Consider the following 11,231-nt stretch of genomic DNA (forward strand, 5'->3'; position numbering starts at 1 on the left):
CCGTCACCGCCGACACCTCACACCGGCACTGCCGGAAAGCAACACGTGCAGCAGCCTGAATGCTGCCCGCAACGGGGGGTAAAAGGGGGACGCGATGACCGGCACCGACCCGACCGAGCGGCGTCAGTTCGCGTTCACCACCCGCCCCCATGTGGCGGTCGACGACACAACCGGCGACCCGATCGGACTCGACGACATCGATGTTCGCGTCGGGTGGCTACTCGACCTGATCACCGGCGCCGAAACCGAACTACTCACCGGGCTATGGCACCCCACCACCTTCGACACCCTCGCCGCCGGCCGCGACCGCGAGGGCCGGGCACTGCCGAAACACGGGCACGCCGTCGCCTCTCGTCTCGGTTGGACCCCCCACCTACCCCGACGGGTGCTATGTGCCGTCGCGGGTGTCGCGGGTGGTCACCGCACAGGCCACCGCGACGCTACGGACCTTGACTTACCGCGACACTGCGATCGCGTCGCTGTCGGCCCGGTTCGATCCCGCCACCGGACACATCGCCCCGCCGGCCGGTGGGGAAGTGTCTGTGCCGTCGGGGTTCGCCCGCGGTGTGCGGCGGCAGCTGGTCGCCCGTACCCGCAGGGGCGATGAGGTGACCTCGGATACAGCGCAGCCCGAGCGGCTGCGGCCCGCCTGCAGACCGAAGGCCAATTCCTGCACCGCAAGGTCGCCCGCCTGCGCCAACTGGCCGAGAACGCGCCACCACAGGTACGAGTGGAACTCGACGGCAAGATCGCGGTGCTCGACGCGAACCGCACCGCCGTCGGTGCGAAGCGCGGCAAGATCAATCGGGAGTTGGCGTTTCATTTCGCTCGTCAGGTCACCGACTATGCGGTCGCCGCTGCGCGACGGTGATCGCGGTCGAAGATCTCGCGACCCTCGAACCTCGTGGGCGTGGCCGGGTGAACAACAACCGGGCGGCGCAGTCCGCGCGCCGCAAGGCCGCCGATGCGCTGACCCACACCGCGGCCCGCGTGGGTGCGGTGGTGGTGACGGTCCCCGCCCGCGGGTCGTCAGCGCTGTGTCCAGGCCTGCAACGAGGAACTTGCCCGGCCACAGGGATATCACGATGCGTGGTGCGAATCCTGTCGAGTGGGTGGGAATCGTGATCATGTGGCGGGGGTGAACCTCGCCAAACGAGCCTTGGTGGGGCGCGGCACCGAGGTCCGGACCCGTGCTGGGGGTCTGGAGATTCGCACCACCGAGCATGCGCCGGTGCGTAAGTGTCGGGACAAGACCGGTCCTACCCCGGGGAGGCCGCGGCATCGCCGTGTCCGCCGTAGTGTTCCCAGGCCGACCTCCGTTGAGGGGGTGAATACGTTGAAGTCTCGTCCTGCACCTGAAGCGTCGGTGTGGGACACGGTCGAGCCCGCGGCATCGCAGGATGTCTCGGGTAGCCGTGAGGAACGTGGATCTGGACCGCCTGGCACGTAGGTGGCAGGAAGTATCAGATTTACGTAGACGCTAGCGGCGAACGGTGTGCGCCGAGTGATTACGCCTCGGGCCGTCCGACCGGGATGTCCGCACCGAGGTCGCCCGCATCCTCGCCGCCGTGGCCGCACGTGCAGCCCTCACCACAGCCACCGCCCCCACACGGTCCGGTATACGAGGTGTCGTCGGCATCGCAGTCGAGGACACCGCCGAATCGCGCTGCGAAGTCGTCGTCGAGTTCGTGTGTGAGGTCGTGGATCTCGTCGATCAGGTTGATGAGATGCTGCGGCGCGAAGGGATCCGCGTCGAGGATCGTCGAGACGAGCAGGTGCCCGTCCTGGATGGTGAAACGCAGACGCGCCCACTCGCTCGACAGGTCGGCCAGCTCATCGGCGGCCTTGGAGCGGTCGGCGAGATCACCGAGCAGCGACGACCAGATGTGCAGCTGCGGGCCGTCCTCCGCGACCGTCACGTACACGCCGAACCCGTGGACGGGAATCGCGATGTCGCCGTCCTCGTCGGTCTCCGGTGCGCTGCCGAGCAGTTCGCTGAGCGCGCGGATCGCCAGGTCGCGGAGCTGGGTGTACTCCTCGGTTGCGACCGCCAGCGCGCCGTCGATGCGAAGGGGCTCGGGAGCCGTGGTGTCCTGGCCGTGGTTGTGCTCGCTCATGCTGCCCTCGCTTGTGGTGCCTGCGGTCCGGGTGTCTGCTGGAAGCCTAGCCGGTGTCGCCACTGCGTAACTTTCCCCCGGTCGTCCGGCTTTCCGTTGCCTCACGACCCACGGCACGCCGGGCAACGGGAGGAAGTTTCGTGCGGGTGCTGTGTTCCGGTGAGCAGGACTGACGAGCGCTCGAAAGCGGTGGGGTCTGCTTCCATGCGGGGGCCGAGACAGGGAGGTCGCCGCATGGGCACATTGGATGGCAAGGTCGCGTTCATCACCGGAGCAGGTCAGGGGGTTGGGCAGGGCGTCGCATTTGCGCTGGCGCGTGAGGGAGCCGCGGTCGCGGTGACAGGTCGTACGGAGTCGAAACTCGTCGACACGGTCGAGCAGATCCGCGGGTTCGGGGGTGTGGCCGAACCGATCGCCTGCGACATCTCCGATACCGAGCAGATCACCGCCGCGGTGGAGCAGACCGTGGAGAGGCTCGGGGGAGTGGACATCCTCGTCAACAACGCGAGTCTGAACCCGCTCGGGCCGGTCCTCGACCTGACACCCGAACTGATGACGAAGGCCTACGCTTCGGGGCCCATCGCGTCGCTCCACGCGATGCAGGCCGTACATCCGATCATGAAGCACCGCGGCGGCGGATCGATCGTCAACATGGTGTCCTCGGCCGCGGTGCGGTGGGACATGAGCGGCTACGGGGGGTACGCCTCGGTCAAGGAAGCGCTGCGCAGCCTGACGCGGGCCGCCGCCGCGGAGTGGGGTGTAGACGGCATCCGGGTCAACGCGGTCGCACCGCACGCCATGTCGCCCGGGTTGCAGTGGTGGACCGAGAATCGTCCCGAGGAGGCCGCTGCGTTCGTCAAGAGCATTCCGTTGCGTCGCATCGGCGATTGTGAGGAGGACATCGGGCGGGCCGTCGCATGGATCGTCGGCGACGACGCCCGCTATCTCACGGGCGCCACCGTCCCTCTCGACGGCGGCCAGGCACGCTGGAGCTGACCTCCCTGATGGGCGCCGACCACAAATCAGGGGAGTCCCCGATGGTGCGTCGACGCATCAGCGGGAAGGATGGTGCGCATGCCATCGCATTCGGCCCCCGCTGCCCGAGCCCAGGACCTGAAGAAAATCTACGGAACAGGTGAAACCGCTGTTCACGCCCTCGACGGTGTGACCGAAGATTTCGCTGCCGGTGAGTTCACCGCGATCATGGGCCCGTCCGGATCCGGTAAGTCCACCCTGATGCACTGCCTTGCCGGACTCGACAGTGCGACCTCCGGCGCAGTGCTGATCGGCGACACCGACCTCACGACGCTGTCCGACAAAGCGATGACGCAGCTGCGTCGCGACCGCATCGGCTTCGTCTTCCAGGCGTTCAACCTCGTCCCCACACTCACGGCGCTCGAAAACATCACGCTGCCGCTCGACATCGCCGGTCGCAAGGTCGACACCGAATGGCTCGACACCGTGGTCGGCAGACTCGGTCTCGGCGACCGCCTCGACCACAAACCCGGCGAACTATCCGGTGGGCAGCAGCAACGTGTCGCGTGTGCCCGCGCGTTGGCCGGGCGGCCGGAGATCATCTTCGGCGACGAACCCACAGGCAACCTCGACTCGCACTCGTCCGGTGAGGTGCTGTCGATCCTGCGCGCCGCAGTCGACGAGTTCGAGCAGACCGTAGTGATTGTCACCCACGATCCACGGGCCGCCGGATACGCCGACCGCGTTGTGTTCCTCTCCGATGGCCGCATCGTCGACGAGATGCGCGGGCCGACCGCCGACTCGGTGCTCGACCGCATGAAGCAGTTCGACACCGTCGTCAACGCACCCACGGCACAGTAGGAGCCGGCGACCATGAGTGGGAATCCCATCCGCAAGGTTGCGCTGCGCAACCTCGCCGCACACAAAGTGCGGCTTGCTCTGACGGTGCTGTCGGTGGTGCTCGGCACCGCCTTCATCACCGGGTCGTTCGTGTTCACCGATACTCTCCAGCGCACGTTCGACGACATCTTCGGTGATGTTGCCCAAGGCGTCGACGTCCGCGTCAGCAGCGAAGAGTTCGGCGCGAGCGGTGTACCCGTCGAAGACATCGCGCGGGTCGACGCCCTCGACGGCGTCGAACGCACGGCGCCGACGGTCGGCGGCGGGCTCATCGTGCTCGGCTCCGACGGCGCCGCGATCCAGACCGGCGGTGCACCCGCCGAAGGCTACGCGTGGTTCCCCCCGGAACAGGCCGTCGGAGAACCCGAGGTCTTCGTCGAGGGCGCCCCGCCCACGGAGGTCGGGCAGATCGCACTCAATACGAGCGCGGCCGAACGCGGCGACCTGGCGATCGGGGACGAGACGAAGGTCCTGACCATGTCTCAGGGCATGGTTCCCGTCACGGTGAGCGGCATCTACGACCTCGACACCGACACCGGCGGGTACATCGGTGTGCTGTTCACAGAGCAGCAGGCGAGCCGGCTGTTCACCGACGGCACGCACGTCCAGTTCCTCGACATCGTCGGCGACGGCTCGATGAGTCCGGAAGCGCTGCGTGACGAGGTTGCTGCCGCGTTGCCCGACATGAAGGTGCAGACCGGCGCCGAAGTCACCGAGGAAACCCAGAATCAGGTGTCGGAAGCGTTGAGCTTCCTCAACTACTTCCTGCTTGCATTCGGTGGCATTGCACTGCTCGTCGGTACGTTCATCATCTACAACACGTTCTCGATGATCGTGGCTCAGCGCCTGCGCGAACTCGCGCTGCTGCGCGCGATCGGCGCGAGCCGACAGCAGGTCGGCCGATCGGTCACCCTCGAAGCGCTCGTCGTCGGTGTCATCGGCAGCGCGATCGGGATCGCGGCCGGTGTCGCGCTCGCATACGGGCTCCGTGCGGCGCTCAACGCCGCGGATCTCGGGCTGCCGTCCGGTCCGCTCCAGTTGCAGCCGCGCACCGTGATCGTCGCGCTGCTCGTCGGGATCATCGTCACCGTCGTCAGTGCCTATGCACCGGCCAGGCGTGCCATGCATGTGCCGCCGGTCGCGGCAATGCGTGAGGAATCCACGGCGTCCGTCGAGTCTCTGAAGATCCGCACCATCGCCGGTGTCGTCGCCGCTGTCGGAGGTGCCGTGCTCGTCGCGGTCGGCTCGCGGAGCACCGGAGGTGGTGCTGCCGCGACTGTCGGAGCGGGAGCCTTCGCGCTGATCCTCGCTGTGCTGCTCGCGGCGCCCGCTCTGTCGCGACCGGTGGTGAAGGTTCTCGGCGCGGTGTTCGCGCGACCCTTCGGCGCGGTCGGACGGTTGGCCCGCACCAACGCGACTCGCAACCCGCGTCGAACCGCTGCAACTGCCTTCGCGCTGACACTCGGCCTGATGCTCGTGTCCGTCATCGGGGTGTTCGGCTCGTCTGCGAAAGCCAGCGTCGACGCACTGGTCGACACCGGCGTCAAGTCCGAGTTCGTGCTCACCGGGCCGCCGATGTTCGGACTGCCCGTCGCGGCCCAGGACGCTGCACGTGGTGTCGACGGCGTCGTCGAAGTGGTGTCGTCGCACGGTGTTCAGGCGACGATCGACGACGAGGCCGCATACGGCACTGCGGTGACGGGTGGCGCCATCCAGGACGTCCTCACGCTGGAGATGAAGGAAGGCACCGACGCGATCGCGGGCGACCAGATGGTGGTGTCGGAGACCGCCGCTTCGGACAACGGCTGGCAGCTCGGTGCCACCGTGCCGCTCACGAGCATGGACGGTGAGACGGTCGACACCAGCGTCGTCGGAATCTATGCGGACAACCAGCTCATCGGACCGTGGATCGTCTCGAACGAGCTGTACGAACAGTTCACCCCGGTGTCGTCGAGGTCGGCGCAGGTCGTACTCGTCAACACCGCGGACGGTGCAGATCCGGAGGCGGTCCGGGCAGGACTCGAGGACGCCACCAAGGACCTGGTGATCGTCCAGGTGATGGACCGCGATCAGTTCAAGGGACAACAGGCCCAGCAGATCGACATGCTCCTCGCCATCCTCTACGGATTGCTTGCACTCGCTGTCGTCATCGCGATCCTCGGCATCGTGAACACACTCGCGTTGTCGGTCGTCGAGCGGCGACGTGAGATCGGCATGCTCCGAGCCGTCGGGATGCAACGTGCCCAGGTGCGACGCACCATCTACATAGAGTCGCTGCTCATCGCGGTGTTCGGAGCGGTCGTCGGTCTCGTGCTGGGTCTGGTCTTCGGCTGGGCGTTCGTGAGTACCCTGGCCGATCAGGGACTCGACCGGATCTCGGTGCCGTGGGGCCAGGTCGTGGGGATGCTCATCGGTTCCGGTGTGGTGGGTGTGCTGGCCGCGCTGTGGCCGGGGCATCGGGCCGCGAAGACCCCGCCGCTCGAGGCCATCGCCGACATGTAGCCACACCACCACGTCACCGCGCGTTGGGAGCGGAATCGGCGGGATACGAAGGCAATTCGTACTCGTCGGTTCCGCTCATCATTTCGATCATCACCGGGCGCAGAGGGCGTGAGGCCATCACCCGGGCCAGGGCGCGGCCGAGCATCCAGCCGAGCGGCCCGGCGCTGACCGCTGCCGTGCGCCGGGGTGCGGCGAGTGGGTTGTCCACAGGCAGCCGATTCATCCACAGATTCCGGCCCAGGGCCCCTCCCCGGGCCGGTAGTCGTATGCGCCCCCTTATGCTTTCGCGGCAGGGGGTGGAAGAGACATGGATCTGCACGATCTTGCCGGGTGGAATCCGGACGCACTGGAGGAACTGGGTGCCCACCTCGGCGATCGTGCCGAGGAACTGGACCGTATCGCCGGCGACATCCGCCGGGTCGCCATCTTCGGGGGAGCCTGGACCGGCGACGCCGCGGATGCCGCAGCGGTGTCGCTACGAACGGTCGTCGATACCCTTGATGTCCAGGCCGATTCGTATCGCTGGGTGAGTGCGTGCGCAGCCATGGTGGCTCCGCAACTACGTGCTGTGCGTGCCGAACTCGAGGCTGCATACACCTGGGCGGACGAACACGACCTCGTCATCGGAGTAGACGGCGTACTCACCGACGCCCCCGGTCGGATCGGAGCCGAACCCGACACCGACCACGGTGCACTGCGTGCGCGACTCGACTCGGTGCTTCGGCGCGCAGAGGAACTCGACCATGAGGCGACATCGATGCTCGCACGCGCCTTCCCTGATGAGAGTGCCGTGCCGGCAACACAGTTCGTCCACATATCCATGCGATTTCCGGCGATGGAGCCGTTTCCTGATGCCGGATCGGATCCGGGTGCTGTCGTCGCCTGGTGGAACAGCCTCGATCCCTTCGACCGCACCGTGCTGCTCACCGAGCACCCGGAGCAGATAGGTGGCCTCGACGGAATACCGTCCGACATCCGCGACCTCGCGAACCGCGCCGTGCTCGGCATCGAACGAGAGCGGCTGGAGGTGGTCGCTCTGCAACTGCAGGAAGAGCTGGAAGGCAACGTATTCGGCGGTCTGCTCTCCAACGCCGATGCGGGTCTCGAGCAGACCTTGAACAAGCTCGCTGCACTCGATGCGATCGAACGCACGCTCACGCTGGATGATCGCCGGCTGCTGGCGCTCGACATGTCCGGCCGTGAGGCGATGGCCGTGGTTGCGGTGGGCGACATCGACACTGCCGACCACATTGCGGTCTACACGCCGGGAGCAGGATCGTCAGTGCAGGGCAACCTCCACGGATACGACCAGCAGGTTTCTGGGTTGCGCGACGAAGCCCAGCGAGAACTCGGCCGTGTCGACCGTGGCTCCGAGACCGTCGCGGCCGTCACCTGGATGAATTATCAGGCACCGCATTTCGGTTGGGGACTGGCCTTCACCGAACGCAGTCCCGTCTCGGATCTGTCTGCGACGCTCGGCGCGCCGCGCCTGGCCACGTTCCTCGATGGGCTCGATGCGTCCCGACCCGCCTCGCCACCGCATGTGACCGCGATCGGTCATTCGTACGGAGCACTCGTGACGAGTCTCGCGTTGCAGCAGGGAGCAGAGGCCGACAAGGCGGTCTTCGTCGGCGCCGCCGGGCTCGGTACCTCCGACGTCGGCTCACTCGGCGTGGCGCCCGGGTCGATGTACCTCATCGAGGCGGATGGAGACCTTATCGCCGACACGGGGATCTTCGGCGGCGACCCCAGCCACCTCCCGGGTCTGACCCACCTGTCCAGCGATGCTGGAGAGGATGTTTCGGGTGTTCTGCGCACCGCCTCCGAAGGGCACAGCTCCTATCTGGTGCCCGGCTCCATGAGTACCTACAACATTGCGGTCGTCATAGCGGACACCGCCGACGAACGGAGTGTCCGATGAGCGAATTTCCTTTTCTACGTGTCTGCATCGTGACAGCAGTGGTGGCGACGATGACCGGATGCGCCACAGCGAGATCCAGAGCTGTTCCCGAGCCTGTCGCCGACTCCACCGACGCAGCCGTCGAGTACTACCTCCAGGTCCAGCGCGACGTCGTGGACGCACTGTCCGCGGAATTCCCCGGCCTCGAGTTCTCCGAGAAATACGCGCGCACGAACGCGGGGTGCACCCTCGCCGACGGAACTTACGGAATGTCGGTGCACCTGCCCATCCAAGGCAGTTCGAACCCGGTCCCCGTGGCCGATCTGCAGCGTGCGGCCGACCTGTTCGAACGCACCGCCGCCGATGCCGGCTTCCACGGACGTCAGGTCCTGCCACCCGACACGGGGTTCTCGATGCGGATGTTCGCTGCCGACGGTTCGTACATCACCTTCGGCAGTTATGTGGCCGCGATCGTCGGACTGACCGTCGGGTGCTACCGGATCTGAGCATCGAATTCGGTTACGCTCGTGCGGTCCGTGACGATCTTGACGAAGAGGCGGTGACGATGCGTCCTGTACTCGGCGTTGCCGTCGATGACGGTGAAGTCTCCGCGGTCCTCGTCGACGCCGACGTTCCGCAGCTCGGCCCCTTCGACTCGCAGCGCTGGGCGGCCGGACCGGATACGTCGCAGGCCGACGCCGTCGCACGGGCCGTGACCTCGATGACGGAACGGGCGGAGAACGCGTCGCTGACCGTCGGCACGATCGGTCTGGTCTCCCTACCGAGCGGCGAGGCCGATACCGATGTCGTCGCGGAGGCTGTCCGCGCGGTGAGCGAGGTACCCGTCGAAGTGGTCCCTCTCGACAGCGCACGGCTCGCGTACCTGGCCGGAGCACCCGAACTCGCCGACACTCCCGTCCTGGCCATCCACACTCGTACCGGCGGTGTCGAGTCGGTGTCGATCGTCGACACCCGCTCGCGGACGGTGCTGTCGTCGGTCGTACGCGGCGGCGACGATCTCACCGGCCACCCCGACGCCCTACCCGACACGATGGACGAAGCACTCGCCCGGGCCGGGGTCTCGCCCGCGGCGCTGGTCTTCCTCGACCTCCGTCCCGGCGACGCGGTGCCCGCCCGGGAACTCTCCACGATCCTCGGCGTCCCGTTCGTGACGCCGCACGGTGTGCCGTGGCATCGCCCTACCGGAGCGGCCCTGGTCGCGTCGCGTCGCAGTAGAGTGCAGCCCGCTGTAGCGGTGGGCACGGCATCGACCCGCCGAATCCTTGCCCTGATGGTCATCGTCATCGCTCTCCTCGCAGTGCTCGGCGGTGGACTGGCGCTCGCGATGGGTGGATCCGGTGGGTCCAACGACCAGAGCAGCTCCGAGCAGCCGGGTGGTTCCGAGGGGCAGAGTGCGATACCCGGCACCACCGATTTCGCGCCAGAAGCCGACACCCCGGAGCTGTGGGATCGCATCGCGCCGCACTCTGTTCCCCGCGACGCGGGTGCTCCTGATGATGCAGGCGCACCCCCGGACCCGGCACCTCACGGCAGTGATCCGTGCAGCGCCGCGCAGCCTGCGTCATGGCCGGCCCGTGGGTCCGACCCCGCCCCGAGCCCTGTACCGCTCCCCGCGCCCGACCACGCTCCGGAGCCCGCACCTCCCTGCGACCCACCGGTCGACCCGGCGCCCTGACCACTGCAGGCAGGTTCCGGGGATGATCGCCGCACGGTGAGGCGTTGATATCCCACATGGATGTCGCATTGTCGCTGCTGGACCGTTCCCGGACTCGGGAAGGGCAGGACGACGCGTCGGCACTACGGCAGACCCTGCACCGCGCGGAACTCGCGGAAGCCTCAGGGTATCAACGATTCTGGGTCGCCGAACACCATGCGGTACCGGGAGTGGCATCCGGCACCCCGGCACTGCTGATCCAGGCCCTCGCCGATCGGACACGGCACATCCGGGTCGGCTCGGCCGGTGTCATGCTGCCCAATCATCAACCGATCGTCGTCGCCGAACAGTTCGCGACACTCGAAGCACTGCACCCGGGCCGGATCGATCTGGGTGTCGGGCGGTCGCTCGGCTTCACCGCACCCATTCGCGACGCCCTGCGCACCACCCGCGCCGACCCGGACGACTTCGTCGCAGATATCGACGAACTACGCGCGTATCTCGACGACACGGCGATGGTGTCGATCAGGCCCCGTGTCGCGCAACCGCCGCCGCTGTTCGTGCTCGGGACCGGTGCCGGCCTTCGAGTGGCAGCACGCCTGGGCCTACCCGCCGTCGTCGCAGGTCCGATCCTGACGCAGGGGCCGGAACCGTTCGATCGTTATCGCGCCGACTACCGCCCCAGCGCGGCGAATCCCGAGCCGTACCTGGTGATCGGCGCGGACATCCTCATCGCCGACACCGAAGCGGATGCCGCCGACCTGCTGCTGCCGGAAGGGTGGGCGATGGCGCTGTCCCGAGAGCGCGGCTTCTTCCCGCCGCTGTCGCCGGTGGAGGCGCTGCGACGTCTACCGGTCACCGAACGTAGACAGAGGGCCCTCGACGGTACGGCGGCCGCCGCGATCGTCGGCACCGAGGACCAGGTCGCCGAACAGATCGAGAAACTCGTCGCGACGACAGGCGCGGCCGAGGTGCTGAGCTCGGCGTCCACTTTCGACGTCGACGCGCTCTACGCCTCCGATGCGCGGCTCGCGCGACTGTTCGGCGTGGGCGCGGTCAGCGCCGCTCCCACAGCCCGCATCGCGTCCGCATCGGAAGCCACCACCACGTCTGCGAACCGCGACCGGTAGTCGCCGAGATCGTCACCGACCGACCCCACCAC

At 67.5% G+C, this 11,231-nt stretch carries 8 protein-coding genes and 3 pseudogenes; 8 read left to right on the forward strand and 3 right to left on the reverse strand.

The window, feature by feature from the left end:
- Positions 1–94 precede the first annotated feature (94 nt).
- A pseudogene (locus tag Q7514_RS27200) lies at positions 95–1,450 on the forward strand (zinc ribbon domain-containing protein).
- A 58-nt stretch (positions 1,451–1,508) separates the two neighbouring features.
- Here Q7514_RS27200 and Q7514_RS27205 read toward each other — a convergent pair.
- Complete coding sequence (locus tag Q7514_RS27205) at positions 1,509–2,117, reverse strand: T3SS (YopN, CesT) and YbjN peptide-binding chaperone 1 (RefSeq protein WP_330136379.1); 609 nt, start codon at positions 2,115–2,117, stop codon at positions 1,509–1,511.
- A 234-nt stretch (positions 2,118–2,351) separates the two neighbouring features.
- Between Q7514_RS27205 and Q7514_RS27210 the strand changes: the two genes are divergently transcribed.
- The 3 genes from Q7514_RS27210 to Q7514_RS27220 all read left to right on the forward strand — a co-directional run bounded on the left by Q7514_RS27210 (position 2,352) and on the right by Q7514_RS27220 (position 6,494).
- Positions 2,352–3,113 (forward strand): SDR family NAD(P)-dependent oxidoreductase, encoded by a 762-nt coding sequence (locus Q7514_RS27210; protein ID WP_330136380.1) that lies wholly within the window; start codon positions 2,352–2,354, stop codon positions 3,111–3,113.
- 78 nt (positions 3,114–3,191) lie between these two features.
- Positions 3,192–3,953 (forward strand): ABC transporter ATP-binding protein, encoded by a 762-nt coding sequence (locus Q7514_RS27215; protein WP_330136381.1) that lies wholly within the window; start codon positions 3,192–3,194, stop codon positions 3,951–3,953.
- Positions 3,954–3,965: 12 nt separating this feature from the next.
- Complete coding sequence (locus tag Q7514_RS27220) at positions 3,966–6,494, forward strand: ABC transporter permease (protein WP_330136382.1); 2,529 nt, start codon at positions 3,966–3,968, stop codon at positions 6,492–6,494.
- Positions 6,495–6,507: 13 nt separating this feature from the next.
- Here the strand turns inward: Q7514_RS27220 and Q7514_RS27225 are convergent, their stop codons facing one another.
- Entirely contained in the window at positions 6,508–6,717 is a 210-nt protein-coding gene (locus Q7514_RS27225; RefSeq protein ID WP_330136383.1) for a hypothetical protein, read from the reverse strand.
- A gap of 84 nt (positions 6,718–6,801) precedes the next feature.
- On the opposite strand from Q7514_RS27225, the gene Q7514_RS27230 reads away from it, so the two are divergent.
- The 4 genes and pseudogenes from Q7514_RS27230 to Q7514_RS27245 form a co-directional block, all read left to right on the forward strand.
- Positions 6,802–8,415: an alpha/beta hydrolase gene (locus Q7514_RS27230; RefSeq protein ID WP_330136384.1), complete on the forward strand. Its 1,614-nt coding sequence runs from the start codon at positions 6,802–6,804 to the stop codon at positions 8,413–8,415.
- A complete protein-coding gene (locus tag Q7514_RS27235) occupies positions 8,412–8,900 on the forward strand; it encodes an LppA family lipoprotein (protein ID WP_330136385.1) in 489 nt (162 codons plus the stop codon). The genes Q7514_RS27230 and Q7514_RS27235 overlap by 4 nt, the downstream gene beginning before the upstream one ends.
- A 59-nt stretch (positions 8,901–8,959) precedes the next feature.
- Complete coding sequence (locus tag Q7514_RS27240; protein ID WP_330136386.1) at positions 8,960–10,090, forward strand: hypothetical protein; 1,131 nt, start codon at positions 8,960–8,962, stop codon at positions 10,088–10,090.
- A gap of 56 nt (positions 10,091–10,146) precedes the next feature.
- Positions 10,147–11,109, forward strand: a pseudogene (locus Q7514_RS27245) (MsnO8 family LLM class oxidoreductase); the annotation flags it as partial.
- Here Q7514_RS27245 and Q7514_RS27250 read toward each other — a convergent pair.
- Positions 11,079–11,231, reverse strand: a pseudogene (locus tag Q7514_RS27250) (glycerate kinase); the annotation flags it as partial. The pseudogenes Q7514_RS27245 and Q7514_RS27250 overlap by 31 nt on opposite strands.

It is taken from the genome of Rhodococcus artemisiae (assembly GCF_036327795.1).
GTDB classification, from domain to species: Bacteria; Actinomycetota; Actinomycetes; order Mycobacteriales; family Mycobacteriaceae; genus Rhodococcus; species Rhodococcus artemisiae.

Excerpts from the sequence above, each read along its gene's own strand:
- Q7514_RS27220 (WP_330136382.1), top strand. The coding sequence starts at position 3,966 with ATGAGTGGGAATCCCATCCGCAAGGTTGCGCTGCGCAACCTCGCCGCA.
- Q7514_RS27210 (WP_330136380.1), top strand. The coding sequence starts at position 2,352 with ATGGGCACATTGGATGGCAAGGTCGCGTTCATCACCGGAGCAGGTCAG.
- Q7514_RS27230 (WP_330136384.1), top strand. The coding sequence starts at position 6,802 with ATGGATCTGCACGATCTTGCCGGGTGGAATCCGGACGCACTGGAGGAA.
- Q7514_RS27235 (WP_330136385.1), top strand. The coding sequence starts at position 8,412 with ATGAGCGAATTTCCTTTTCTACGTGTCTGCATCGTGACAGCAGTGGTG.
- Q7514_RS27205 (WP_330136379.1), bottom strand. The coding sequence starts at position 2,117 with ATGAGCGAGCACAACCACGGCCAGGACACCACGGCTCCCGAGCCCCTT.
- Q7514_RS27215 (WP_330136381.1), top strand. The coding sequence starts at position 3,192 with ATGCCATCGCATTCGGCCCCCGCTGCCCGAGCCCAGGACCTGAAGAAA.
- Q7514_RS27225 (WP_330136383.1), bottom strand. The coding sequence starts at position 6,717 with ATGAATCGGCTGCCTGTGGACAACCCACTCGCCGCACCCCGGCGCACG.
- Q7514_RS27240 (WP_330136386.1), top strand. The coding sequence starts at position 8,960 with ATGCGTCCTGTACTCGGCGTTGCCGTCGATGACGGTGAAGTCTCCGCG.